The organism is Mesorhizobium sp. WSM4983, from assembly GCF_029625765.1.
GTDB lineage: Bacteria > Pseudomonadota > Alphaproteobacteria > Rhizobiales > Rhizobiaceae > Mesorhizobium.
Window position 1 is genome coordinate 169612 of the sequence record NZ_JARTVM010000007.1, and the last position, 26560, is coordinate 196171.

The window sequence follows — 26560 nt, forward strand, 5'->3', positions numbered from 1 at the left end:
TCCCTTGCAATGTCGGCTGCAACCTATCGACCACCCATTGAGGTCCGGTTTGGATCAGCGTTAAACTCGGTGGGCGGCCCTTAACCCGCTGTTAACCTGCGGGCGCTTGCGTCCTTAAGCTCAGCGGGCTGCGTTCATTTCCGTTTCGGACGTTTTCTCAGCCTCGCTCTTGTACGAGCTTTCGCAATAGGGCGTGCAGGACATGGTCTGGACTTCGGCGCGTCGATAGATGCGCACCGAGGACGCGGCTTGTCGGACGACCGTCACCTGCTCATCTATGATCGGGCTGCCATCGGAATCGAGCACGACCAGATTGGTCACGCCGAAACCTTTGCCGGTGAGAACGACCGTCGAGGCGTCCTGCACGGCGGCATCGGCGATGGCCGGATTGCCGACGACGATCGTATCGGCCGCGCGCGACAACTTGACGATCTTTGCTTGATTCATGGTGACCTCGATGCCGGCGCCGGCGCTGGCCGGCATGACGGATGCGGCGACAGCCAACAGCGCGACGACTGAAAATGGCGATCTCGACGAGGTCATTGAAGCGCTCCGGAGCGGCAGACTGTTCAACGGAACATGAACGAAATTGGTGAACCGACGGTTAAGCGCCGCATGGCCGCGATAAGGATTGGCCGGCTCGGCGGTCATAAGCCTGAGAGCATACGCTGTTTTAGCGAAATCGCGGATGGGCCGGATCTCCGCGCTTTTCCTGCCCGCCACTCCGCCTCTGGAGGTTTAGGCCACGGTTAACCAAGCAACGGGATCGCCTCCGGAAAGGAATCGGTAAGGGTATTTATTAAGCCGATCGAAAGGGCTTCCCCCTAGATTTGGCACATCCGATCAACCGGCAAGAGAAGTTGACGGAAGTGCTGTAACACGTGGAGTAGGAGCTCTCGAATGTCTAACCTCATCGCACGTTTCGTAAAGGACGAATCCGGCGCGACCGCCATCGAATACGGTCTGATCGCCGCCCTCATCGCGCTCGCCATCATGGTCGGCGCCGGCCAGCTCGGCACTGCCCTGAACACCAAGTTCAAGGCAATTGCCAGTGCGGTCCAAAACTCCAACTAAGATCAACCGAGGACGACGAAGTCGCTCTCGACGAGAAGGGCCGCCTCGAGGCGGCCCTTGTTCGTTGCAGCATCTGGTTGCGCGCGAATTTGATCGTCGGCACTCACCGACCGTTAATGGCGTGTGGCTAGACTGGGCGTGTTACTTTTCTCAAGGCATTGTGTTGTCTCATGCTTGAAGCTGTAATCTTCGTCGTCTTTCCTTTCTGCATGCTGTTTGCGGCGATCTCCGACATGCTTTCGATGACGATCGCCAACCGCGTGCCGGTGCTGCTCGTGGCGACGTTCGCTCTGGTCGCTCCTTTGACCGGGATGGACTGGGCCATCTATGGCGGGCATTTCGCGGCAGGTGCCCTGGTGCTGGCCGCGACGTTCGGACTGTTCGCGCTCGGCGGCATGGGCGGCGGCGATGCCAAGCTGCTGGCCGCGACCGCCGTATGGATGGGGCTCAACATCAATCTCATCGGCTACCTGGTGACCTCGACATTGATCGGCGGCCTGCTGACGGTCGCCATTCTGGCCTACCGGAAATCGCCATTTGCGGTCTACACCGGCCACAACCGTTTTCTGCGCCATTTCGCCGACGAGACCGCAGGCATTCCTTATGGCGTCGCGCTTGGTCTTGGCGGGCTCCTCACCTTTCCGGATTCTTCGTTGATGGTCTGGGCGCTGGATAGGCTCACGATCTGAAGCATATCGCCATCTTCAGATGCGCTCGGTGCGCTACGGAGTCTGGCTTTACGCCTACCAAACAGCTTGTTGCCTTCGGAAAATCCGTTTCTGTGACAAGGGTTCTCGCGGCGCTTGGCCCCTTTTTTGTTAACGGCAAGGCGGTTCGGTCCAATTTGAGTAAACGTTAAATTAATCACGATCGTAAGCATTGCATTAACCTTGTTTTGACGATTGCGGCTGCAAAGTCCGGCTTGGCGAGGTGGTTTGCCTTGAGGCGAAGGGTCCGGACGAATGCCAGCATCCCGACTGATTATTCTGAGCGTGGCCGTGGCCGCGGCGGGTGGCGCGGGTTATGTCGCGAAGAACATGGTAGTGGCGCCGCCGGCTCAAGTCGTCGTCAACGCTCCCAAGCAGCCGGCGATCGCGCTGCAAGACGTGCTGGCGCTTTCCGGCGATGTCGCAATGGGCAGCCAGCTCGGTGACAACATCAGGTGGGAGCAGTGGCCGGCGAGCGGCATCAACGCCAATTTCATCACCCGTGCGGCCGAACCGGACGCAGTCGAAAAGCTGAAGGGCTCGGTGGCGCGTGTAGCCATGTATGCCGGTGAGCCGTTGCGGCGCTCCAAGCTGGTCGGCGAGGGGCAGAGCTTCATGTCCTCGATCCTGCCGTCCGGCATGCGCGCGGTCGCGACCGCCATATCGGCCGATACGTCCGCCGGCGGCTTCATCCTGCCCAATGACTTCGTCGACGTCATCATGACCCGGCGCGCCGACGCCGGCAATGGCGGCAGCGGCTTCAATACCGAGACCATCCTGAAGAACATCCGTGTCCTGGCCATCGACCAGACCATCCAGGAGGACGAGGAAGGCAAGAAGACCAGGGTCGGCCAGACCGCGACGCTCGAGCTGACGCCGCAGCAGGCGGAGATCATCACGGTGGCGCAGCAGATGGCGGACCGCCTGACCCTGGCGCTGCGTTCGATCACCGACACGAATGAGAAGAACCTGGGCGAAGCCGACTATCTGGTGAACGGCAATGGCCGGCGCGGCACGGTGCGGTTGATCAAGTCGGGCCAGGTTTCCGAAGTGGGAGCAAGGAAATGAGCCTAGTCGGCAAACTGCCCGTCATCGCGGCGGCCGCCATCGGCCTGTTCCTGATCGGCACCAATGCGCCTGGGCTCGTCGAGGCCAAGGCCGCGAACAGGGCGGCGGGTGTGACGGCCTCGGTTGCCTCGCAGCGCGTCAAGCTCGGCCTCAACAAGTCGGTGGTCATCGACCTGCCGAGCGACGCCTACGACATACTCGTCGCCAATCCCGCGGTCGCCGACGCAGTGACGCGCACGGCACGCCGCATCTATCTGTTCGGCAAGGCGGTCGGCGAAACCAACATCTTCGTCTTCGGCCCCAACGGCGAGCAGATCGCCAGTCTCGACCTAGCGGTCGAACGCGACGTGGCTGGGCTGGAAGACTATCTCAAGCGCTTCCTCCCGACGTCGCAGATCAAGGTCGAGCTGCTGAACGACAACGTGATTCTCACCGGCAATGTCGATACACCGCTCGACGCCAAGCGTGCCGTCGACCTGGCCACCATCTTCGTCTCGGGCGGTGAAGCGACGACCGGCCAATATTCACAGACGGCCGCCGGCGGGTCCGCCAATGGCGGCGTCGACATCAACAATCCCGACCAGGAGCGCCGGGTCTCCAAGATCGTCAATCTGCTGCAGATCATCGGCGACGATCAGGTGACGCTGAAGGTGACGGTGGCCGAAGTCAGCCGCTCGGTGATGAAGCAGCTCGGCGTCAACATGATGGCCAGCGGCGGCAGCAACGGCATCTCCTGGGGCGCGCTCAGCGACCCTTACACTGGTCTCGGTAAGCCGCTGTCGAACGCGGGCCTAGGGATCAGTGCGTCCGGCCTGCAGTCCTATATTAACGCAATGGAGCAGTCGGGGGTCATGAAGACCTTGGCCGAGCCGACCTTGACCGCCGTTTCGGGGGAGAAGGCGACCTTCAAGGTCGGCGGCGAATACAACATGGTGACCAATGTTTCCGCCAACGTCTCCAACGACAACCAGACCGGCCTGAAGACCTATCAGATCGAGAAGATCGAATACGGCATCGGATTGGAGTTTCAGCCGGTGGTGCTGTCACCCGGCCGCATCAGCCTGAAGGTGAGAACGTCGGTTTCCGAACCGACAACCGAGGGCTCCGTGTCGGCATCCACGGATAACAGCAGCATCGGCATGAACGCTTTGTCGCTCCGCAAACGCCTGGCCGATACGACGGTGGAACTGCCTTCCGGCGGCTCGATGATGATCGCAGGCCTCGTGCGCGACGACGTCAGGCAGGCCGTCGTTGGATTGCCCGGACTGACCAAGATTCCGGTGCTCGGCGCGCTCTTCCGCAGCCGCGACTTCGTGCGCAACGAGAGCGAGCTCGTGATCATCATCACGCCCTATCTGGCGCGGCCCGTGGCGCGCAACGAATTGGCCAAGCCCGACGATAATTTCAATGCGCCGAGCGACGGCGCTGGCATGTTCCTCGGTCGCGTCAATCGCGTCTACGGCACCATGCAGACCGATAGGCCACCTGGCCGTTACCACGGCGTTGTCGGCTTCATCTACAAGTGAGCGGGAAAGCGGACATGTCCAACTCAACATCGAAGGCCATGACGATCGCAGCGGCACAATCGGGCCGCGGACGGTTCCGCGGGTCGGCTCCGGTCCTGGCGATCGCCCTTGCGGCGTCGCTCGCCGGATGCGCCAACTTCCATCGCGATAGTGTGACAGTGGGCTCCATTCCGGACGACTACCGCACCAATCATCCGATCGTTATCGCCGAGAAGAACCAGAAGATCGACATCCCGGTCGGCGCCGGTGATCGCGGCATGACGGCTTCGCAGCGCGACACTCTGCTCGGCTTCCTCGACGGCTACGACAGGAGCGCCGCGCCGGCGCTGACGATCGCGGCCCCGGTGGGTTCCGCGAACCAGGCCGCCGCCCAGGCCGCGAGCCGCGATTTCGCCAGACTTGCGATGGCCGCAGGCCTCAAGCGCAACAATATCATCATGACCTCCTATCAGTCGGCCGTGCCCGAGGCTTCGGCGCCGGTCCGCGTGGCCTTCGTGGCGGTGAGGGCACAGACCGACAAATGCGGGCGTTGGCCCGAGGATCTGACCGAGACTTCCGAGAACAAGCACTACGCCGATTTCGGGTGCTCCTATCAGAACAACCTTGCCGCCCAGATGGCCAATCCCAACGATCTGCTCGGGCCGCGCAAGCAGTCCGACATCGACGCCGAAAATCGCGGCGCGGTGATCGACGTCTATCGGGCGCGAGGCATTTCGGATGAGTTCCTCGGCAATTCGGAAGTGACTTACTGAGCCCGCGGCGGATCACGGAAAGAGCATGACGATGAGCAATCTTGCCTACGACACGCCTGCGGATCCCGGCGATCTTTCGCAACAGGACATCGCCGCCATGCAGGCGCTGCGCCCGGTGCCGCGCATCTCGATCCAGGCTTTCTGCGAGACCGAAGGCGTCGCAAATCCGATCGGGCGCGCCGGCGAGGATCGTCGCATGGCCAAGGCCCATCTCAAGGTCCATATGGGCGGCATCGCCACCGCGATCGAATTCTACCAGTCGGCGCCGACGCCAAACCTGATCCTGCTGGAATCGCGCAGCGAGCCGAAACAGCTGCTGGAGCAGCTCGCTCAGCTCGCCGAATACTGTGATCCGACCTCGAAGGTCGTGGTCATCGGCCATTACAACGATGTCGGCCTCTACCGGGAGCTTATCCGTTCGGGCATTTCCGAATATGTCATCGCGCCGGTCTCGATGACCGATATCGTCAGCGTCGTCTCGTCGATCTTCATCGATCCCGAGTCCGATCCGATCGGCCGCTCCATCGCCTTCATCGGCGCCAAGGGCGGCGTCGGCTCCTCGACGATCGCCCACAACGTCGCCTGGGCGATGTCGTCCTTGTTCAAGTCCGAAGTCGTCGTCGCCGATCTCGATCTCGCCTTCGGCACCGCCAATATCAACTTCGACCGGGACCCCGCGCAGGGCATCGCCGAGGCGGTGTTTTCGCCCGAGCGCGTCGATGAGGTCTATCTCGACCGGCTGCTCGCGCAATGCGCCGAGCATTTGTCGCTGCTGGCGGCACCGTCCACGCTCGAGCGCGTCTATGATTTCGATCCGGACGCCTTCTCCCAGGTCATCGAAACGGCGCAGCGCAGCGCGCCCTTGCTCGTGCTCGACGTCCCTCACGTCTGGAGCGGTTGGACCAAGAGCACGCTGATCAAGGCCGACGAGATCGTCATCACGGCCACGCCAGAACTCGCCAATCTGCGCAACACCAAGAATATGGTCGACATGCTGAAGCGGCTGCGTCCGAACGACCCGCCGCCGAAGCTGATCATCAACCAGGCGGGCGTTCCGAAACGCCCGGAGATCGCGGCATCGGATTTTTCCGAACCGCTCGGCATCACACCCATGGCGGTGATCAATTTCGAGCCGCTGCTGTTCGGCAACGCGGCCAACAACGGCCGCATGCTCGGCGAAATGGACGCCAAGAGTCCGATCGTCGGCACGATCAACGAAATAGCGCATGTGCTGACAGGGCGCAGCGAGATCAAGGCGAAGAAGAAGGCAAGCCTTGGAGCCATCCTCGGCAAGCTTTCACGCAGCAAGAAGTGACGCTCGCTGAGCGGCATCGGGTAGTCGATCATGTTTGGTAAAAGAGGCACAGACGACGGCAGCCGGGCAGCTCCCGAATTCCGTCCGCCAGCACCTCCTCCGGCCGCTCCCGCTCCGGCTGGGACGATCGCTGTCGATCGGCCGGCCGCGCCCGCGCCGAGCACGCCCGCCGCGTCCCCCGTTCGCCGTCCGGTGGAGGCGCCGCCGATGGCGCCCGAGCCGCCGAAAAGGGTCCAGCGCGAGCGCAGCGAAACCTACTATGACACCAAGAGCCAGGTGTTTTCCGCGCTCATCGACACGATCGATCTTTCGCAGCTCGCCAAGCTCGATCCGGAAAGCGCGCGCGAGGAAATCCGCGACATCGTCAACGACATCATCGCGATCAAGAATTTCGCGATGTCGATCTCCGAGCAGGAAGAGCTGCTCGAGGATATCTGCAACGACGTGCTCGGCTATGGGCCGCTGGAGCCGCTGCTCGCGCGCGACGACATCGCCGACATCATGGTCAACGGTTCAAAGAACGTCTACATCGAAGTCAACGGCAAGGTCGAACCGACCAGCATTCGCTTCCGCGACAACCAGCAACTGCTCAATATCTGCCAGCGCATCGTCAGCCAGGTCGGCCGCCGCGTCGACGAATCGAGCCCGATCTGCGACGCGCGCCTTCCCGACGGCTCGCGCGTCAACGTGATCGCGCCGCCGCTGTCGCTTGATGGCACCGCGCTCACCATCCGCAAGTTCAAGAAGGACAAGCTGACGCTCGACCAGCTGGTCAAGTTCGGCGCCATCTCGCCGCAAGGCGCGGAGATCCTGAAGATCATCGGCCGCGTCCGCTGCAACGTCGTCATCTCGGGCGGTACCGGCTCGGGCAAAACGACGCTGCTCAACTGCCTGACCAACTACATCGATCGCGAGGAGCGGGTCATCACCTGCGAGGACTCGGCCGAGCTGCAGCTGCAGCAGCCGCACGTGGTGCGTCTCGAAACCAGGCCGCCCAATCTCGAAGGCGAGGGCGAGGTGACCATGCGCGATCTCGTCAAGAACTGCCTGCGCATGCGGCCCGAACGGATCATCGTCGGCGAGGTGCGCGGACCGGAAGTGTTCGACCTTCTGCAGGCGATGAACACCGGCCATGACGGCTCGATGGGAACGATCCACTCCAACAGCCCGCGCGAATGCCTGAACCGTATTGAATCGATGATCGCCATGGGCGGTTATTCACTGCCGCAGAGGACGGTGCGCGAGATCGTCGTCGGCTCGGTGGACGTGATCATCCAGGCGGCTCGTCTGCGCGACGGCTCGCGCCGCATCACCCACATCACCGAGGTGATCGGCATGGAAGGCGACGTCATCATCACCCAGGACCTCGTCCTCTACAACATCAAGGGCGAGGACGCGAGCGGCCGTCTGATCGGCGAGCATGTCTCCACCGGCATCGGCCGGCCGCATTTCTGGGATCGTGCCCGCTACTATGGCGAGGAGCAGCGCCTCGCCAACGCGCTCGAGGCCATGGAGAAACGCGCTGACTAGAGCAATTCCAGGGAAGGTGCGTAGCGGTTTTCCGTCCGGAATTGCGTAAAAACAAATACTTAGAGCGGGTCAGCGCTTTTATAAAAAGCTGAACCGCTCTAGTGCATCTGGAGGTGTAGGGGCCCCGGTCGATGTTCGGAATTGACACCACGGTTCTGGCTTTCGTCGTGCTCGCGGGCCTCAGCGCCGGCGCGATAGCCTATGCCTTCCTGTTCAAGCGCATCGATAACGAGAAGCAGGCCGGCAAGCGCCTTGAAACGATCAAGACGGCCGAGACCGACCGATCGGTGGTGAAGGCTACGCGCGACCGCGCCGCGGAAGCGGTCAGACGGCGCAAGACGCTTCAGGATTCGCTCAAGCAGCTCGATGAAAAGCAGAAAACCAATGACCGCAACGTCAAGAAACCGCCGCTGAGCGCCCAGATCCGCCAGGCCGGCATGACCGTCTCCCTCGAGCGCTTCTACATCTACTCGGTGATCTGCGGCATCGTGCTTACGATCCTCGCCTTTCTTGCCGGCGCGCCGTTGCTGGTTCTGCCCGGCGCTCTCTTGGCCGGAGCCCTCGGCCTGCCGCGCTGGTTCGTCTCGTTTCGTCGCGCGCGCCGGGTGAAGGCCTTCCTGGAGGAATTCCCGAATGCCCTCGACATCATCGTGCGTGCGGTGAAGTCTGGTCTGCCGCTCAACGACGCGATCCGCCTGATCGCCAATGAATCCCCGGAGCCGGTCCGCTCCGAATTCCGCCGTATCGTCGATTCCCAGCAGATGGGTATGTCGATCCCCGATGCCACGATGCGCATGTCCGAGACCATGCCATGCACCGAGGCCGGCTTCTTCGGCATCGTCATCCAGATCCAGTCGCAGGCCGGCGGCAATCTCTCCGAAGCGCTGGGCAACCTTTCGCGCGTGCTGCGCGACCGCAAGAAGATGAAGGCCAAGGTACAGGCGCTGTCGATGGAAGCAAAGGCATCCGCCGTCATCATCGGCGCCCTGCCGTTCGTCGTCGCCTTTCTCGTCTATCTGACAAGTCCGAACTACATCATGCCGCTATTCACCACCAGCGTCGGCAATCTGATCCTCGGCTGCTCCGGCGTCTGGATGTCGATCGGCATCCTGGTGATGCGCAAGATGATGAACTTCGAAGTCTAGGGACGCGGATCCAATGACAGACCAGGTCGTCAAGACGCTAACCGATCCTTCGTTTCTTATCGCGCTCCTGGTCGGCATCGCGGTTTTTGCGACCGTCTTCACGCTCATGCCTGCGCTTGGCGGCAATCAGCTCAAGGCGCGCATGAAAACCGTGGCGCTCGAGCGGGATGAGCTGCGCGCCAAGCAGCGTCAGCGGCTCGCCAATGAAGCCGACCGCCGCCGCAAGGGTTTGCGCGAGGAACAGTCGATCGGCATGCGCAACATCGTCGAACGGCTGGATCTCAAGCGCGCGCTTGCCGACGAAGGCACGCTGCAGAAGTTGAAAGTTGCAGGCTTCCGCGGCCAGAATCCGCTGACGCGCTTCCTGTTCTTTCGTCTGATCCTGCCCTTTGTCGGATTCGCGCTCGCGGCGATCTACCTGTTCCTTCTCGGCGGTCTGGCGCAGCAGCCTGCCTTCATCAAGCTGTTCGTCTGCATTCTTGTAGCCTATGGCGGCTTCTATGCGCCGATCCTCTACGTCAACAACCGCGCCACCAAACGCAAGCAGTCGATCCAACTGGCATGGCCGGACGCGCTCGACCTGATGCTGATCTGCGTCGAATCCGGCATGTCGGTGGAAGCAGCGCTTCGCAAGGTCGCCGACGAGATCGGTACTCAGTCCGTCGCCCTCGCCGAGGAATTCGTGCTCACCAATGCCGAGCTCTCCTATCTGCAGGACCGCAGGGTCGCTTACGAGAACCTGGCAAGCCGCACCGGCCTGGATTCGGTGAAGGCGGTGACTCAGGCCCTGGTCCAGGCGGAGCGCTACGGCACGCCGGTGGCGCATGCGCTGCGCGTGCTCGCCTCGGAAAGCCGCGACATGCGTATGAATGCGGCCGAAAAGAAGGCCGCAGCACTGCCGCCGAAGCTCACCGTGCCGATGATCCTCTTCTTCCTGCCGGTTCTGTTCGCCATCATTCTAGGGCCGGCCGGCATCCAGGTCAGCCAGCGCGGCATCTTTGGCGATCAGCACAATTCCAGCAGCCAATAGGCGAAGCCATCGAAGTCATGACAGAAGCCGCGTGGCAGGCGCCGCGCGGCTTTGCTGTCTGGCCCAGCCTTGAAGCAATTCCAGGAAAAGTGTGTAACGGTTTTCCGTCCGGAATTGCGGAAAAAACAAACAGCTAGAGCAACTCGCGGTTTCCGTAGAACGATGACCTCTGTAGGTGCCGGGCAGTCAGTTGGTCGCGACCTTCGCCTTGCCCTTGTCCTGATCCTTGAGTTGGCTCCAGGCATTCTGCTGCGCAAGCATCTGGCGCAGATAGGCGATATTGGCCTGCGCCTGCTCCGGCGAAAGCTCCTGCGAGGCGATCTTTTCGGCCTCGTCGAAACGACCCTGCAGGCCGACGACCAGCGCCAGGTTCTGCCGCACCCGGCTGTCGGCGTTGGGTTGCTGCGCGGCCGAGCGCATATAGGTCTCGGCGGTGCGCAGATCCCCCTCCAGCACATAGGACATGCCGAGATTGGAAAGGATCGAGGGTTCGTTCGGCTTGAGTTCGAGCGCCTTCCGGTAGTCCTGACGTGCCTCGTCCCGCTGCCCCATCTGGTCAAGGATGGCGGCTTCAGCCGAAACCAGGCGCCAGTCCGGATATTCCGGCGTCTGCGCGCGGCGCACCGCATCGAGCGCCTGCTCGAACTGCCCGTTGGCGGCAAGCGCCTTGCCGTAGGCGGCGAGCACGTCGCGGTCCTTGGGGTAGGCTATCGCGAGCTTGCGCATCACCGCCAGCGACTGGTCGGCGTCGCCATCCATCTGCAGCGCCGCGGCATAGTTGGTGGCGATGCGTTTGTCATTCGGGTTCCGGGCGTAGGATTCGCCGAGCCTGGTCGTGGCACTGTGCAGTTCGCTGGCTGACATCGTTTCGAGGGGCCGGTTGTCGGAGCGGGAAATGGAGCCGGTCGTGAACTTGCTGGTGCTGCCGCAGCCGGCCACGCTGGCCGCCAGCACCGCCAGCAATGCCGTGGTGACCAGACGCTTGCTTGTGAAGGTCAACGCTTTGAGCGGCATCGGCGCCTATCTCCATTCCTGCGCGGCCATTAAGCTGGCCGTCTTCCCTCCCACAGAAATATTCTGTTAACCCTAACGGATCGTTAAGAAGCCGACTCGCCGTGCCGGCCGGAGACCATCGAATGCCTGTCGAACTTATTGACCAGAAACCGGAAGCAGCCTTGCCAGTCTACCTGGTGGGAAAGGATGGCCTCGACGGCACTGGCCTTTCCCCTTCCGTCATCGCTTGGGCACGGGCCAACGGCTTTTCCGGCGAGGCGGGCCGCACGCTCGTTCTGCCGGCCGAAGGTGGCGGTCTCGCCGGCGCGCTGTTCGGCACCGGCGACGGCGAGAGCCAGCTTGCCGTGGGCGCCCTGGCGCGGGCGCTGCCCGAGGGTGAATGGCATTTCGCCCAGGATCTGCCAGCGCCCGATCTTGCGGCGCTGGCCGTCGTCCTCGGCGGCTACGCCTTCACCCGCTACGGCAAGAAACCCGGCAGGGCGTTGCGCTTCGCGCTGCCGTCGGGCGCCGACGGCGCGCATGTGCGCCGCACCGCCGAGGCTATTTTCCTGACGCGCGATCTCGTCAACACGCCGACGAGCGACATGGGGCCGGATGAGTTCGAGGAGGCTGTCCGGGCATTGGCAGCCGGGCACGGCGCCGACGTCTCCGTCGTCAAGGGTGACGATCTCCTGGCGCGGAATTTCCCGATGATCCATGCCGTCGGCCGCGCCTCGGCCGGCGCGCCGCGGCTGATTGACATGACCTGGGGCCCGAGCGACGCGCCGAAGGTGACGCTGGTCGGCAAGGGCGTCTGCTTCGACACCGGCGGCCTCGACATCAAGCCGTCGTCGGGCATGCTGCTGATGAAGAAGGACATGGGCGGCGCCGCCAACGTGCTGGGTCTCGCCTCGATGATCATGGCGGCGAAACGGAATGTGCGGCTGCGCGTGCTGATCCCTGCGGTCGAGAATTCGATCGCCGGCAATGCCTTCCGGCCTGGCGACGTGCTGAGGAGTCGCAAGGGGATAACGGTGGAGATCGGCAACACCGATGCTGAAGGCCGGCTGGTGCTGGCCGACGCTCTGGCGCTTGCCGACGAGGAAAGGCCGGCCCTGCTGTTCGACATGGCGACCTTGACCGGAGCGGCCCGTGTTGCGCTCGGCCCCGATCTGCCGCCCTTCTATACCGGCGACGAGGCACTGGCGTCCGACCTGGCTGCGGCTTCGCTTGCTGTCGAGGATCCGCTGTGGCGCATGCCGCTGTGGCGTCCCTATGACGCGAAGCTTTCCTCGAAGATCGCCGACGTCAACAATGTCACGACGGACGGCTTCGCCGGATCGATCACGGCGGCGCTCTTCCTCAAGCGCTTTGTCGAGAAGACGCCCGGATGGGCGCATTTCGACATTTTTGCCTGGAACCCGAATGACCGCCCGCACGGCCTGACCGGGGGCGAGGCGCAAGGCATTCGCGCGCTGGAGCGAGTGATCTCGAAGCGCTTCGGGTGAGTGTGACGAGAAAACTGGCAAAAGCCGCCGCGGACTGAAACGGAAGCGAAACAATTTGCCGTCATGCTTGGCAAATGTCGATCTCGATGCGCCCGAGCCAGGCCTTGCGACTGTGGCAGCAGGTATTGCTGTCGCAGGTGCGCGACGACGCGCCCGACCTCACCATGCGCCAGACCGCCATCCTGCTCACCATCTACCTCGATCCGCCGCCGCATACGGTGCGCGGGCTGGCCGCGAGGCTCAACGTCACCAAGCCGGTCATTACCCGCGCGCTCGACACGATGGGCGCGCTGAAGCTGGTTTCGCGCCACCGCGACGAGCTCGACAAGCGCAATGTGCTGATCCGGCGCACGGTGGAGGGCGCGCTCTTTGTCGAGCGCTTCGGCGATGGTATCGTCGCAAAGGCGCATGAGCTGCCCATCTGACCGACAACTCGTCTGTCTGACCGATAAACTCATTTGACTGGACTACCGATTTGACCGCCAGGGATGCCCGCCTTCACGCCTTTCGTTCCGATCTCGCCGATGCCAGGCTGAAGGGGGAAGTCGCCGCCGATCGCTTTGTCGCCGGCCGCCCGGCGCGGATCACCACCGCCGTCGCCGACCTGCGCAAGGCGCCGCGCCCCGATGCCGGCATCAACACGCAGGCGCTGTTCGGCGACGACGTGCTGGTCTTCGAGGTTGCGGAAGGCTGGGCCTGGGTGCAGGCCGAGCGCGACGGCTATGTCGGCTATGCCGCCGACAATGTACTCGGCGCACGTGAGCATGCGCCCACCCACATCGTCTCCGTGCCGCGCACCTTCCTCTATCCCGGACCGGACCTGCGCTTCCCGATCGGCGGGCAACTGTCGATGGGCTCCGCGGTGACGGTGACGGGTTCCGCCGAAACGCGCGGCACGCACTACGCGCTGCTGCCATCCGGCCAGGCCGTCATTGCCCGCCATCTGCGGCCGCTCGCCGAGGTTGCAGACGACTTTGTGACGGTCGCCGAAAGCTTCCTCGGCACGCCATACCTCTGGGGCGGCGTCTCCGGCTTCGGCATCGACTGCTCCGGCCTCGTGCAACTGTCGATGCGCATGGCCGGCAAGGATGTGCTGCGCGACTCCGACATGCAGGCGGCATCGATCGGGACGCCGCTCGAGCCAGGCCCTGAGTATTCCGGGCTGCAGCGCGGCGACCTCGTCTTCTGGAAGGGCCACGTCGCGATCATGACCGACGCGAAGGACATGATCCACGCCAATGGCCACACGATGCTGGTCTCGCGCGAAGGGCTGAAGGATGCCGTCGAGCGGATCGGCTATCTCTATGGCGGCCCGACCGGGTTCCGCAGGCCTTAGCGCCCTTACCTCTCCTCCAGGGGGAGAGGTTGGATTGCCCCGATTTGCTCTTCGCAAATCAGTTGGCAATCCGGGTGAGGGGTAAGTAGGCCAAGCTGGATCATCCTCATTAGGCTCGGCGGTGCGCGCCGAGCCACCTTCTCCCACAAGGGGGAGAGGGGAAGAATGATCCCCTTTTGTTCCGATTTTCCTTGGCGATCGCTTGCCAGCGCGCTACCTCTTTGCGCGTGACAGAGCAGCCGCGCCTCGCAGAACAGAATGTCGCCGTCCTTCTCCCCGAGCCGTTCGTAAAATGGTTCGCTGCAAAAGGCTGGTCGCCGCGCGCCCACCAGCTCGAACTGCTGGCGAAGGCTCGAGCCGGCCAATCGGCGCTGCTGATCGCGCCGACCGGCGCCGGCAAGACGCTTGCCGGATTCCTGCCCTCGCTTACCGAACTCGCCAGACGTCCGCGCCGCAAGCCCGGAGGGGCGCATCGTGGCATCCACACGCTCTACATCTCGCCGCTCAAGGCGCTGGCCGTCGACATCGAGCGCAATCTCGGCAAGCCGGTCGAGGAGATCGGACTGCCGGTGACCATCGAGACCCGTACCGGCGACACGCCCTCGCACAAGCGCCAGCGGCAACAGCTCGCACCGCCCGACATCCTGCTCACCACGCCCGAACAGGTCGCTCTTCTGATTGCCTCCGCCGCCGCCAGGCGCTTCTTCGAGGATTTGCGTTATGTCGTCCTCGACGAATTGCATTCGCTCGTCACCTCGAAGCGCGGGCATCTTTTGGCGCTAGGCCTGGCGCGGCTGCGCACCTTCGTCCCTGAGCTGCAGACCATCGGCCTGTCGGCTACGGTCGCCGAGCCGGATGAGTTGCGGCGCTGGCTGGTCAGCCAGGCTTCCCCTGAGGCCATGTCCGAGTTAATCGTCGTGACAGGCGGCGCCAAGCCCGACATCTCCATTCTCGATTCCGAAGAGCGGGTGCCATGGGCTGGCCATTCCGCCCGCTACGCCACTCCGGAGATCTATCGCGAGGTCAAGCGGCACAAGACGACGCTGCTCTTTGTCAACACGCGCAGCCAGGCCGAGCTGCTGTTTCAGGAGCTGTGGCGCGTCAACGACGACACGTTGCCGATCGCCTTGCATCACGGCTCGCTCGACGTCGCCCAGCGGCGGCGGGTCGAGAAGGCGATGGGTGAAAATGCCTTGCGCGCTATCGTCGCCACCTCGACATTGGACCTGGGCATCGACTGGGGCGATGTCGATCTGGTCGTGCATGTCGGCGCGCCGAAGGGGGCAAGCCGCCTGGCACAGCGCATCGGCCGCGCCAACCACCGCATGGATGAGCCATCGAAGGCGATCCTGATCCCGGCCAACCGGTTTGAGGTGCTTGAATGCCGTGCCGCGCTCGACGCCAACTATCTCGGCGCGCAGGACACGCCGCCTTTGGTCAATGGCGGGCTCGACGTGCTGGCGCAACATGTGCTCGGCTGCGCCTGCGGTGCCCCGTTCCACGCCGACGCGCTGTTTGACGAGGTGAGATCGGCTGCGCCCTATGTCAGCCTAGACCGCCCGACATTCGACCGGGTCATCGACTTCGTCGCCACCGGCGGATACGCGCTGAGAAACTACGAGCGCTACGCCCGTATCCGCCGAACCAAGGAAGGCTTGTGGCGAGTATCCAATCCCCGCGTGGCGCAACAGTACCGGCTCAATGTCGGGACCATCATCGAAGTGCCGGCCCTCAACGTTCGTTACGTCCAGGCTGGAAGCAAGGGCGCGGCCTCGCGCGGCGGCAGAGTCTTGGGAAAGATCGAGGAAGCGTTTCTCGAGACCTTGACCTATGGCGACACTTTCATGTTCGCCGGAAGGGTTCTGCGCTTCGAGGGTATCCGCGACAATGAGTGCTTCGTGTCGAATGCTCCCGGAAGCGAAGCAAAGGTGCCCTACTATGGCGGCGGCAAATTCCCGCTTTCGACCTATCTCGCCGAGCAGGTGCGCGCCATGCTCGACGATCCGCAGCGCTGGAAGAAGCTGCCCGAGCAGGTGGCCGATTGGCTGCGGTTTCAGGCGGATAAATCCGTCCTGCCGAAACGGGACGATCTGCTGATCGAGACCTTTCCACGCGGAAACCGGCACTATCTCATAGCTTATCCGTTCGAAGGCAGGCTCGCGCATCAGACGCTGGGCATGCTGCTGACGCGCCGCCTGGATCGAGCGGGCGCCAAACCGGTCGGCTTCGTTGCCACCGACTATGCGTTGGCTATTTGGTCGCTGGCCGACATGGGCTGGATGTTCAAAAACAAAAAACCATCGCTGGCTGCGCTCTTCGATCAGGACATGCTCGGTGACGATCTCGAGGCATGGTTTGCCGACAGCTGGCTGCTCAAGCGCACCTTCCGCAACTGCGCGCTGATTTCCGGACTGATCGAGAAACGTCATCCCGGCAAGGAGAAAAGCGGCCGCCAGGTCACCGTCTCGACAGACCTGATTTATGATGTGCTGCGCAGCCACGAGCCCGACCACATCCTGCTCCAGGCGACGCGTGCCGATGCAGCGACCGGGTTGCTCGATGTCAGCAGACTTGCCGAGATGCTCTCGCGCATCCGCGGTCGAATCGTGCATAAGGACCTGGAACAGATATCGCCGCTAGCCGTGCCGATCATGCTCGAAATCGGCAAGATGCCGGTGCATGGCGAGGCGGATGAAACGCTGTTGATGGATGCCGCCACCCTCGTTGAAGAGGCCATGGGGCCGAAGATGGCCGACTGAGAGAAGGCAAGAGGGGATGAATTTTTCGCTGTCGCGCGCAACGCTGATCGCCGAGGCCGACTTTGTCGGCATCGCCGGCGAACGCGCGGTTTGCGACCGGCGCGGCGTGCTCTATTTCCCCGATCTGCGGCTGCTTGCGGTCGCCGACCTGCATCTCGAAAAGGGCTCGTCCTTCGCCAGGCGCGGCGCGCTGATCCCGCCTTATGACACAGGTGCGACCTTGCTGCGCCTGCAGGCCGTGATCGCCGACTACGGTCCGCGGATCGTTGTCAGCCTTGGCGACTCCTTCCACGACGGCGGCGGCGCCGAGCGCATGCATCTAAGCTTCCGCGAGCGGCTGGAGGCGATGATGGCCGGCCGCGACTGGTTCTGGGTTGCCGGCAACCATGATCCGGATGCTCCCGCCGACCTGCCTGGCGAGACGGTGAGGGAACTCGCCATCGGTTCGCTTGTCTTCCGCCATGAGCCATCCAAGCTGCGGGTGGAGGGCGAGATCGCCGGCCATCTGCATCCCTGCGCCCGCATCGTCCAGCGCGGCCGCTCGGTCAGGCGGCGCTGTTTCGCCGGTGACGGCGGCCGCATGATCATGCCGGCCTTCGGCGCCTATACCGGCTCGCTCAACGTGCTCGACCGCGCCTATGCCGGACTGTTCCGCCTGGAAACGCTTGTTGCCTACATGCTGGGTGCGGAGCGCATCTTTGCCATTTCCGGCTCGATGCTGCGGCCGGGCTGAAGCGGCTTCATCTGCCGTAATAGAGCGTGACGGTGTGCTTTGCCTCGGCGAAGAACAGCCAGCGTTCGACCAGCATGCCCGCGAACTGAAAGAACGCTGCAAGCAGTGATGCGGCTGCTGCGAAAGGCCGTGGCAAGGCGAAGGCGATCACGAGCAAGATGGCCGGCACGGCGAAGGCCAGCACCTGCGTGATGCGCCTCAGCTTCGCCCTATGTTTTCGCGCAGTGCGAAAACCCATCTCCTTGAGCAGGTAGTTTTCTTCGGTGTGCGGCCATTCGATGGACCGCACCGTGCCGCCGGCCAGGCCGGTCGCCGTGTTGGCCGTGGTCGGGATTTCCAGCCGGTCGTTGTAGTGCCAAGTCGCAAGCTTCCAGCCCCACCCTGCGAGCGTGGCAAGCAGCGCGCCGACCAGAACCACGGTTGATCCGGTGCCGAAGCTTCGCAGCAGGCCGTTGAGCAGCAAGCCACCCGTCATTACCGAGAAGATAAGATAAGCCGGCAAAGTATAACGGCTGTGCCACTGCGCGATCGGTTTCAGCGAGGCATAGATCATTCCGGTCGTACAGACTGTCACGACGGCGCCGGCGGCAGCCAGCAGACCAACGATGGCGACCCAACCGCCGCTTTTGCCCATCAGCACCCAGCCAATGCCGAACAGCCCGGCCGGGATGAAGGTCGCGACCGAGGCGACCCCTTCGCGCGACAGCCAGGAGCTTCGCCATTGCGAGAAGGCGCGCCAGGCGCGTTCAGGACGGCCGAGATGGCCGGTCGAGGAGAGCAGGCCGGCCGCGATCAAGCCAAGCGAAAGCGCCATGCCGACCAGCCCGAGCCAGAAATCGGGCGCGATGAATCCCAGCCCGCCAAGAACGCCGAGCAGCGCCAGCAGGCCGTAACCGGCCCCGGTGGCGGTGGTGAAGAAAACGACGGAATAGGCGGGATGCATGGCTGCGCGAATTCAGTTCGAAAGCATGCGGTCGATCCAGCCGAGGAAGCCTCCGTCGGCCCGGATCGGTTCCAGCACCGGCGCGTCCACCTTCGCCGCGCGCTCGGTGCGGGCTCGCGGGGGAAGGTATTTGTTGGTCGGCTTGTAGCCAAGCTCGGGCATCAGCTCGACGCCGCCACGCTCGTCTACCAGGTGCGAGATTGCCGAGGCGGGATCGCCCAGATCGCCGAAATGCCGGGCGCTGGTCGGGCAGGCGGCGACGCAGGCTGGCACGCGGTCCTCTGCCGTCAGATTGTCGTTGTAGATGCGGTCGACGCACAGCGTGCATTTCTTCATCACGCCGACATCCGTATCGAATTCGCGCGCGCCATAGGGACAGGCCCAGCTGCACAGCTTGCAGCCGATGCACTTGTCCTCGTCAACCAGCACGATGCCGTCGGAGGCGCGCTTGTAGGAGGCGCCGGTCGGACAGACGGTGACGCAGGCTGGCTGCTCGCAATGCAGGCAGGAGCGCGGGAAGTTCACCGTGCGGCCGCCATGTTCGGTCGTGTGCTCATAGCTGTGCACGCGGTTGAACCAGACGCCGTCGACACGCCCGCCATACGGCTCGATGTCGGTCAGCGGCGCCATGTGTCCGCCGGTGTTCCATTCCTTGCAAGCGGTAACGCAGGCCTGGCAGCCGACGCAGGTGTCGAGGTCGATGACGAGGCCGAGCTTCTTCTCGGTTTGGGCGGGAAGGCAGGTCATTCGGCGGCTTCCCTTTTTATGCGGAATCCATCGCCGAAGCGAAGCACATCCGGTGACGGCTCGAAATTTGGCGGCTGCCGCAAGCGCTCGAATTGCGGCTCGGTGAAGCCGGCCTCTTCCGCGGCGCATTTGGCGATACGCACGCGCACGTCGAACCATGCCGCCTGTCCGGTGACGGGGTCGGAGTTCGAATAGCGCTTGCCCTTGACGGTGGCTGCGGTCTGGTCGCCGATGATGTGATTGAGCAGGAAGCCGCGATTGCTCTCTGCGGCGTCGTCCTTCAGGCCCCAGCTGCCGCGCCGCTTGCCGATCGCGTTCCAGGTCCAGACCGTGTCCGGGTTGACGCCGTCGATCAGCTTGATCTGCCCCTTCACGCGGCCGTTGATGCTTTCGATCCACACCCAGTCGTCGTCGGCCAGCCCAAGCCTCGCTGCGGTCTCCCGGTGCACGAACAGCGGGTTCTGGCTGGTGATTTGTCTCAGCCACGCATTCTGCGAGCCCCAGGAATGGTACATGTGCATCGGCCGCTGCGTCAGCGCATGCAGCGGATATTTCTGGAGATCGACGGCGTCGTCCTCGAAGGGCGCGTACCAGAACGGCAGCGGGTCCATATAGGCTTCGATCCGGTCGCGCTCGGCCTCCGGCGGCTGCACCTTGCCATGACCGCGCGCGGCGAGGCGAAAGCGCTGCATCGGCTCCGAATAGAGCTGAAAGATGATCGGATCGGCCTTGGAGATGAATCCCATCTGCACGGCAAAGTCGAGATAGGCGCGGTTGCCCATCTTGTAATAGCGCTGGTCGTCGGCGAACCCGTGGTGCCAGAAACCGCCATTGTCGATGTAGCGCTGCAACTGGTCCGGGTTCACCTCGCCCTTGCCGATCGCGTCGCCGTTCTTACCGCGCCAGCCGGCAAGCGGGCCGATGCCGGGCGTGCGCTCGTGGTTGACGATGTAGTCGGCATAGTCGCGGTATTTCGCCGAACCGCCTTCGTTGACAAAGCCGGGCAGGCCGAGCCGCGCGCCGAGCTCGATCAGCACCGACTGGAACGGCCGGACATCCCGGTCCGGCTGCACCACCGGGTGACGGATGGCATCGCCCGGCCCGTCGGCATGGCTGATCGGCCGGTCGAGCAGGCTGATGCAGTCGTGCCGCTCGAGATAGGTCGTGTCGGGCAGCACCAGGTCGGCGAACGGCACCGTCTCGGAATAATAGGCGTCGGAATAAATGATGAAGGGGATCTTGTAGTCGCCCGCCTCGTCCTTGTCGGTGAGCATACGAACCGTCTCGACGGTATTCATCGAGGAGTTCCAGGCCATGTTCGACATATACATCATCAGCGTGTCGATCGGATAAGGATCGCCGGCCCAGGCATTGCGGATGACGCTGTGCATCAGGCCGTGGGCCGCAAGCGGCGCCTCCCAGGAATAGGCCTTGTCGATGCGGATCGGTGTGCCGACCTCGTCGACGAGCAGATCGTCGGGCCCTGAGACGAAGCCGAGCGGCATACCCTCCAGCGGCGTCATCGGGCGGACGTTCTTGCCTGCGGGCTTTGGCCCCGGCGGCGCGCAACGCGGATAGGGCGGCTTGAAGCGGAAGCCGCCGGGCACGTCCACCGTGCCGAGCAGAACCTGCAGCAGGTGGATGGCGCGGCAAGTATGAAAGCCGTTGGAATGGGCCGAGATGCCGCGCATGGCATGCATCGACACCGGCCGGCCCTTCATCGTCTCGTGCCGGCGGCCGGCCCAATCGGTCCAGGCGACCGGCAGCTCGATCGCCTGCTCGAAGGCGATATGCGCCAGCTCCGCCGCGATCCGTCGGATGGTGTCGGCGCCGACCCCGCAGCGCTCCGCCACCGCCTCCGGCGAATGGCTTTCGTGCAGGTATCGGTCGGCGATCAGCTGAAATACCGGTGCGCAGCGGCGGCCATTGACCGTGTAGCTGCCGGTCAGTGCTGGTTTGGCATCCGGATCGGCGGCATTGACGGGCGCCTTCGCCACCCTGTCCCAAGCCAACAGGTTGCCGTCATCATCGCGCATGAACAATCCGTCATCGGCGGAACCGGGCTCCTGTACGACAAGCACCGGCGCGTTGGTGTAGCGCAGCAGATAGTCGAGATCTATGCGGCCGGCCTTGAGCAACTCATGGACGAGCGCCAGCACGAACAGTCCGTCCGTGCCGGGTCGTATGCCGATCCAGTCGTCGGCGATCGCGTTGTAACCGGTGCGGCAAGGGTTGATCGACACCACCTTGGCGGCGCGCGCCTTGAGCTTGCCGAGGCCGATCTTGATCGGATTGGAATCGTGATCCTCGGCGACGCCGAACAGCATGAAGTATTTCGTATTGTCCCAGTCGGGCTCGCCGAACTCCCAGAACGAGCCGCCGATCGTGTAGAGCCCACCGGCCGCCATGTTGACCGAGCAGAAGCCGCCATGGGCGGCGAAGTTGGGCGTACCGAACTGGCTCGCCCACCAGCCGGTCAGCGACTGCGACTGGTCGCGCCCGGTGAAAAAGGCAAGCTTTCTCGGATCGGTGCGGCGGACCGCCGACAGCCGCTCGGTGGCGATGGTGAGCGCTTCGTCCCATTCGATCTCGCGAAACTCGCCGGAGCCACGAGGCCCTGTGCGCAGCAGCGGCTTCCTCAGCCGCGCCGGGCTGTAATGCTGCATGATGCCGGCGCTGCCCTTGCCGCAGATCACGCCCCGGTTCACCGGGTGGTCTTTGTTGCCGTTGATGTAGCGCACCTTGCCGTCCTTGATGTGGACGTCGATGCCGCAGCGGCAGGCGCACATGTAGCAGGTGGTTTTGGCGATGCGGTCGGACACGCTCGGCGAGGTCTCGACGCCGTCGCCTTCGTCAGGCGCCTGGCTGTCGGCCAGCGGCCGCTGCGAGGGCGCGGAGTTTGCGCCGCGTGGTTCAGCTAGGCTCATGATCCGCGAACGCTCTTGTCGCTTGCCATCTTGGCCTTGGTCTTCGGGCCGGGCCCGCGCATATAGTGCAGCTCAGGATGGTAGCGGTCGCCGGCGAGCTGCCGCTTCAGCTGGCGGCTCCAATGCGCGAAAAGGGATTTGAAGCGCCCGATCATTTCCAACCTTGGCGGCAGAACGGCCAATTTTTTCCAAGCTCGGGTAAAAAGTTAGAACAAAGCGATTGATCTGTCTAACAAGCCGCTCTTGTAATTCCGATCGATTTTGCTTCTTAGTTGGCCATGACCCTCGATCAGCTTCGCATCTTCGTCGCCGTCGCCGAGCATGGCCACATGACCAAGGCGGCCGACCTGCTCGGCATCTCGCAATCGGCCGCCTCTGCCGCCATCCGCGCGCTTGAAAGCCATCATGGCGTGCGGCTGTTCAACCGGGTCGGCCGCAACATCGAGCTCGCGCAGACCGGCCACCGCTTCCTGCCCGAAGCCAAGGCTGTTCTGGAACGGGCAGCGGCTGCCCACAACGTGCTGGAGCATGTTTCCCAGACCATCACCGGCAGCCTGTCGATATCGGCCAGTCAGACCATCGCCAGCTACTGGCTGCCGAGGCGCCTGGCGTCCTTCCACGAGGCCTATCCGGCGGTGCGCCTGAGCGTCACCATCGGCAACACGCGGCAAGTGGAAACCAATGTGCTGGACGGCCGGGCCGATTTCGGGCTGGTCGAAGGCCGAACCGAGTCCGACATATTGCGGCGCGCCACGGTCGATGAGGATCGCCCCATGCTGGTCGTGGCGGGCTCACATCCCGAGCTTCCGATGACGCCGGCGGGAAACCTCGACATCAGGTCGTTGCGCTGGATCATCAGGGAGGGCGGGTCGGGCACGCGCGAGGCGCTGGAGGATTTCGCGCGCAGTGAAGGGGTTCCGCCGGCCGAGTTGCAGATCTTTCTTGTTCTGCCCAGCAACGAGGCTGTGCGTCAGGCGGTGGAGGCTGGTGCCGGCGCGACTATAATTTCCGAGCTCGTCATTGCGCGTTCGCTGGCGGAAGGCAGCTTGCGATCCGTGCCGGTCATTCTGCCGAAACGCGATTTCGCCATGATTACCCATCGCGACCGGCAGGCGAGCCTCGCGCAAATGGCGCTCAAGGCGCATCTCACCGGCAAGCAGAACGCGTCGTCAACGGGGAGGGGCTAGAGCAAGGAAGCGTCAGGCGAATTTGCGCCGCGCATCAAGCGCGAGCCCAAGCCCGACCGAGCCGAACATATCGCCTTCGATAACCGAGGCCTGCGGCACCAGCGAAAGGATCCGCCGCTTTGCCAGCGGGATCGCCGTCGAACCGCCGGTGAGGAACACGGCGGTGATGGCCGAAGCGGGAACGCCTGCGTCGGCAATCGTTTGCCTGACCGTCGCGGCCACCCGTTCGATATCGCCGCCGATCGTCTCTTCCAGGCCGGCGCGCGTGATCCCGGCCGCGAAGCGTACGCCGGGCAGCGACACCTTCACCTCGGCCCAGGAATGTTCTGTCAGCGCGATCTTGGCCCGTTCGACCAGGCCGGCCATCGCATGGCCGTAACGATGCTCGACAATGTGGATGAAGCGGTCGACGAGATCGGCGCGCTCGGCTTCGAAGCGGATCTGCTTCAAATCCGACATCGCCTTCGCAGTGTAAATGAGATTGAGGCGCTGCCAGGTGGCGAGGTCGATGAAATAACTTGCCGGCAGATTGCGCTTGCCGTCCTTGGTCGGGGTCAGATAGCCGAGCTCGGGCATGATATGGGCGATGCTGAGCAGCCGGTCGAAATCCGTGCCGCCGATGTGGATGCCGCGATTGGCCAATATGTCGCCCTTGCGGTCGTCCGAGCGGGCGCGCTCCGGCGAGACGCGCACGATCGAGAAGTCGGAGGTGCCGCCGCCCATGTCGACGATCAGCGCCAACTCTTCGCGGGCGACATTCTGTTCGTAGTCGAGTGCGGCCGCGATCGGCTCGAACTGGAAGGCGATGTGCTTGAACCCTTGTGCGCGCGCCGCCTTTTCAAGCTCGCTTTGCGCCTTGGCGTCGGCGTCGGCATCGTCATCGACGAACTGCACGGGGCGGCCGAGCACGACGCGTTCGACCGGGCCGCCGGCATCCTCTTCCAGCCGCTTCTTCAAATGGCTGATGAATAAGCCGATGATGTCGGTGAAGCCGATCAGGCGCGCCTTGATGCGCGTCTTCTCGTTGGCGAGCGAGCTGCCGAGAACGCTTTTCAGCGAGCGCATCAGCCGGCCCTCGACGCTGTCGGTGTAGTCGGCGATCGCGCGGCGGCCGAAATAGGTGTGGCCGTCCTCGAAGTTGAAGAAGACGGCGCTCGGCAAGGTGGGCTGTTCGCCCTCCAGTGCTACCAGTTGCGCCCGGCCGTGGCGGATCACGCCCACTGTGGAATTGGACGTGCCGAAATCGATGCCGCCGAATGCTGGATGCATAGCAGCCTCCTGTCATTGGTTTCGTCGCAGCGCATCGCCGGCGTCGAAAAACGCGCCGTCACCCGGTCGCCGGACCGCTCTGCCGAATTGAATGTGTGCTTGTCCCCGAGTTGGGAGGCGGCGACTTATCCCAAATCCGGGAACAGGGGAACCCTCATTCGCGCGAAAAACGTCAATCCTTGCGGAAAACGATGCGTCCGAGCCAGCCGGTGAGCATGGCAAGGGACACGGCGAACACGCCGTAGAGGAAGGAATAGTCGTGCGCGACGCGGAAGATCGACTGTTCGAAACCGGACTTGCGGATTTCGAGCTGGGCCGAGCTCTCCTTCACGAACATGCCGCTCTTGAACAGGAAGGCGCGTGCCTTATGGGTGCCGACCGGGATGTTGGGCGCGAGCCGGACGGTGGCCCGGAACAGGTTCTGCGACAGGAACTGGACGCCCCCGACATTCTCGCTGTAAAGGCCGGTCGCCGTCTTGCGCTCGCGAAGTGCCGAGGTGAATTCCTCGATCGTGATCGGGCTGTCGCTGGGCTCGGCCGGTTGCATGTAGAGGTTCGAAGCGCCGAGCGACAGCTGCTTGTAGCTGTTCGGCTCGGTGATGTCCTGCAGCGGGCGGGTCGTCGCCACCGAGTAGGATACCGGCACGTTCTCGAAAGTCTCCGATTCCAGATTGATCCAGACGCCGAGCACCCTGTCCTTGCGGCGCACGACGACGGGGCGGGCGGGACCCTCCAGCACGACGATGACATCGTAGCGTCCCTGGCGCGCGATCAGCGGATCGGGATTTTCGAGCGAGCCGAAAATGGTGAGGTCAGCGCCGGAAAACCCGGCGGTAATCGAAATGGCGTCGGTCGACAGGCCGATCTGGATGCTTTCCGTCGCCGGCGTCTGTGCCGCCGCCGGCAGTGCTGCGGCAGCGAGCGACAGGATGGCGGCTGCGAACGCTCTCAACGGCCCCATCAGGTCAGGCCCGCGAGCGAATAGCGATTGGGAGGCGTCACGAAGAGGTCGATGGCCAGGCGGATGGCGACGGCCAGAACCAACAGCGCCAGAAGCGCCCGCAACTGCTCGCCGCGCAGCCGCTGGCCCGCTTTGGCGCCATATTGCGCGCCGGCAACGCCGCCCGCCATCAGCAGGAAGGCCAGGATCACGTCGACCGTCTGGTTCGTCGTGGCATGCACCAGCGTGGTGTAGGCCGAGGTGAAGATGATCTGGAACAGCGAGGTGCCGATAACGACGTTGGTCGGCACCTTGAGCAGGTAGATCAGCGCCGGCACCATGATGAAGCCGCCGCCGACGCCCATGATCGACGACAGGAAGCCGATTGCCGCGCCGAGGCCGAGCACCGGGATGATGCTGACGAACAGCTTCGAGGCGCGGAAGCGCATCTTGAACGGCAGCCGGTGGATCCAGTTGTGCTGGCCGGATTTCTTCAGCACCGGCGCCGCGCCGCTGCGCGAGGCGCGCAGCGCGTTGACGCTCTCGACCAGCATCAGCCCGCCAACGGTGCCGAGCAGCGCCACATAGAGCAGCGAAATGAAGAGGTCCAATTGGCCGAGCCGGCGCAGCAGCGCAAAGACATAGATGCCGGCGGTCGAGCCGACAATGCCGCCAGCCAGAAGCACTCCGCCGAGCTTGAAGTCGAGCGTGCCGCGCTTGAAGTGCGACAGCGCGCCGGAGAAGGAGGAGGCTATGACCTGGTTGGCCCCCGTGGCCACCGCGATCGCCGGCGGGATGTTGTAGAAGATCAGGAGCGGCGTGATCAGGAAGCCGCCGCCGACCCCGAACATGCCCGACAGGAAGCCCACCGCCGCGCCCATCGCGAGCAGCACGAACACGTTGACGGAAATTTCCGCGATCGGGAGATAGATGCCCACCCGTCTGTCTCGATCAGTTTGCCTGTCGGCGAATGCCGCCGTCCCCGGCAGTTTCGCACCGAAAAGCCAATTTTTTCTTGCGCGGCGGGGGGGGGGGGGGGGGGGCGCCCCCCCCCCCCCCCCCCCCCACAAC

General features: G+C 63.7%; 24 protein-coding genes. 15 read left to right on the top strand and 9 right to left on the bottom strand.

Annotation, left to right across the window (positions count from 1 at the left end; translation table 11 throughout):
* Positions 1–120: 120 nt before the first annotated feature.
* Positions 121–543 (bottom strand): pilus assembly protein N-terminal domain-containing protein, encoded by a 423-nt coding sequence (locus P9254_RS20005; protein WP_066996418.1) that lies wholly within the window; start codon positions 541–543, stop codon positions 121–123.
* Between the two features lie 357 nt (positions 544–900).
* Between P9254_RS20005 and P9254_RS20010 the strand changes: the two genes are divergently transcribed.
* The 9 genes from P9254_RS20010 (at position 901) to P9254_RS20050 (ending at position 10147) form a co-directional block, all read left to right on the top strand.
* Positions 901–1074: a Flp family type IVb pilin gene (locus P9254_RS20010; RefSeq protein ID WP_067324571.1), complete on the top strand. Its 174-nt coding sequence runs from the start codon at positions 901–903 to the stop codon at positions 1072–1074.
* Positions 1075–1244: 170 nt separating this feature from the next.
* Positions 1245–1763: an A24 family peptidase gene (locus P9254_RS20015; protein WP_127216495.1), complete on the top strand. Its 519-nt coding sequence runs from the start codon at positions 1245–1247 to the stop codon at positions 1761–1763.
* 273 nt (positions 1764–2036) lie between these two features.
* On the top strand, positions 2037–2849 hold the full coding sequence (gene cpaB, locus P9254_RS20020; RefSeq protein ID WP_278057290.1) for a Flp pilus assembly protein CpaB: 813 nt from the start codon (positions 2037–2039) through the stop codon (positions 2847–2849).
* Positions 2846–4375, top strand: coding sequence for a type II and III secretion system protein family protein (locus P9254_RS20025; protein WP_127216493.1), 1530 nt, complete (start codon positions 2846–2848; stop codon positions 4373–4375). Before cpaB ends, P9254_RS20025 begins: the two co-directional genes overlap by 4 nt.
* Before the next feature lie 14 nt (positions 4376–4389).
* Positions 4390–5127 carry a CpaD family pilus assembly protein gene (locus P9254_RS20030; RefSeq protein WP_127240804.1) on the top strand — a complete coding sequence of 246 codons (738 nt, stop codon included), beginning with the start codon at positions 4390–4392 and terminating at the stop codon, positions 5125–5127.
* Positions 5128–5158: 31 nt separating this feature from the next.
* Entirely contained in the window at positions 5159–6442 is a 1284-nt protein-coding gene (locus P9254_RS20035; RefSeq protein ID WP_278057301.1) for an AAA family ATPase, read from the top strand.
* A 30-nt stretch (positions 6443–6472) separates the two neighbouring features.
* Positions 6473–7972 carry a CpaF family protein gene (locus tag P9254_RS20040; RefSeq protein ID WP_067324583.1) on the top strand — a complete coding sequence of 500 codons (1500 nt, stop codon included), beginning with the start codon at positions 6473–6475 and terminating at the stop codon, positions 7970–7972.
* Positions 7973–8103: 131 nt separating this feature from the next.
* A complete protein-coding gene (locus P9254_RS20045) occupies positions 8104–9117 on the top strand; it encodes a type II secretion system F family protein (protein WP_278057291.1) in 1014 nt (337 codons plus the stop codon).
* A gap of 13 nt (positions 9118–9130) precedes the next feature.
* On the top strand, positions 9131–10147 hold the full coding sequence (locus tag P9254_RS20050; protein ID WP_066996444.1) for a type II secretion system F family protein: 1017 nt from the start codon (positions 9131–9133) through the stop codon (positions 10145–10147).
* 186 nt (positions 10148–10333) lie between these two features.
* Here the strand turns inward: P9254_RS20050 and P9254_RS20055 are convergent, their stop codons facing one another.
* Entirely contained in the window at positions 10334–11161 is an 828-nt protein-coding gene (locus tag P9254_RS20055; RefSeq protein ID WP_067324585.1) for a tetratricopeptide repeat protein, read from the bottom strand.
* A gap of 122 nt (positions 11162–11283) precedes the next feature.
* Between P9254_RS20055 and P9254_RS20060 the strand changes: the two genes are divergently transcribed.
* The 5 genes from P9254_RS20060 to pdeM all read left to right on the top strand — a co-directional run bounded on the left by P9254_RS20060 (position 11284) and on the right by pdeM (position 17476).
* Positions 11284–12648 (top strand): leucyl aminopeptidase family protein, encoded by a 1365-nt coding sequence (locus P9254_RS20060; protein ID WP_127215981.1) that lies wholly within the window; start codon positions 11284–11286, stop codon positions 12646–12648.
* 74 nt (positions 12649–12722) lie between these two features.
* A complete protein-coding gene (locus tag P9254_RS20065; protein ID WP_066996450.1) occupies positions 12723–13073 on the top strand; it encodes a MarR family winged helix-turn-helix transcriptional regulator in 351 nt (116 codons plus the stop codon).
* Positions 13074–13123: 50 nt separating this feature from the next.
* A complete protein-coding gene (locus P9254_RS20070) occupies positions 13124–13984 on the top strand; it encodes a C40 family peptidase (RefSeq protein WP_208721518.1) in 861 nt (286 codons plus the stop codon).
* A gap of 227 nt (positions 13985–14211) precedes the next feature.
* On the top strand, positions 14212–16743 hold the full coding sequence (locus P9254_RS20075; RefSeq protein ID WP_278057292.1) for a ligase-associated DNA damage response DEXH box helicase: 2532 nt from the start codon (positions 14212–14214) through the stop codon (positions 16741–16743).
* A gap of 16 nt (positions 16744–16759) precedes the next feature.
* A complete protein-coding gene (gene pdeM, locus P9254_RS20080; protein WP_278057293.1) occupies positions 16760–17476 on the top strand; it encodes a ligase-associated DNA damage response endonuclease PdeM in 717 nt (238 codons plus the stop codon).
* A gap of 7 nt (positions 17477–17483) precedes the next feature.
* On the opposite strand, the gene P9254_RS20085 is transcribed toward pdeM, so the two are convergent.
* The 4 genes from P9254_RS20085 to P9254_RS20100 are packed head-to-tail and all read right to left on the bottom strand — an operon-like array spanning position 17484 to position 22248.
* Positions 17484–18419, bottom strand: a complete 936-nt coding sequence (locus P9254_RS20085; protein ID WP_278057294.1) for a dimethyl sulfoxide reductase anchor subunit family protein — start codon at positions 18417–18419, stop codon at positions 17484–17486.
* 12 nt (positions 18420–18431) lie between these two features.
* Entirely contained in the window at positions 18432–19166 is a 735-nt protein-coding gene (locus P9254_RS20090) for a 4Fe-4S dicluster domain-containing protein (protein WP_278057295.1), read from the bottom strand.
* Positions 19163–22093 (bottom strand): molybdopterin oxidoreductase family protein, encoded by a 2931-nt coding sequence (locus P9254_RS20095; RefSeq protein ID WP_278057296.1) that lies wholly within the window; start codon positions 22091–22093, stop codon positions 19163–19165. Before P9254_RS20095 ends, P9254_RS20090 begins: the two co-directional genes overlap by 4 nt.
* The gene (locus tag P9254_RS20100) at positions 22090–22248 is read right to left on the bottom strand and encodes a hypothetical protein (protein WP_164749258.1); all 159 of its coding nucleotides are present in this window, start codon (positions 22246–22248) and stop codon (positions 22090–22092) included. The genes P9254_RS20095 and P9254_RS20100 overlap by 4 nt, the downstream gene beginning before the upstream one ends.
* A 123-nt stretch (positions 22249–22371) precedes the next feature.
* On the opposite strand from P9254_RS20100, the gene P9254_RS20105 reads away from it, so the two are divergent.
* Positions 22372–23280 (top strand): LysR substrate-binding domain-containing protein, encoded by a 909-nt coding sequence (locus P9254_RS20105; protein ID WP_278057297.1) that lies wholly within the window; start codon positions 22372–22374, stop codon positions 23278–23280.
* Between the two features lie 12 nt (positions 23281–23292).
* Here the strand turns inward: P9254_RS20105 and P9254_RS20110 are convergent, their stop codons facing one another.
* From P9254_RS20110 to P9254_RS20120, 3 genes are all read right to left on the bottom strand, one after another.
* Positions 23293–24549, bottom strand: a complete 1257-nt coding sequence (locus tag P9254_RS20110) for an Hsp70 family protein (RefSeq protein WP_278057298.1) — start codon at positions 24547–24549, stop codon at positions 23293–23295.
* A 172-nt stretch (positions 24550–24721) separates the two neighbouring features.
* Complete coding sequence (locus tag P9254_RS20115; protein ID WP_067322676.1) at positions 24722–25510, bottom strand: TIGR02186 family protein; 789 nt, start codon at positions 25508–25510, stop codon at positions 24722–24724.
* Entirely contained in the window at positions 25510–26427 is a 918-nt protein-coding gene (locus P9254_RS20120; RefSeq protein ID WP_066996707.1) for a sulfite exporter TauE/SafE family protein, read from the bottom strand. The genes P9254_RS20115 and P9254_RS20120 overlap by 1 nt, the downstream gene beginning before the upstream one ends.
* Positions 26428–26560: the final 133 nt, after the last annotated feature.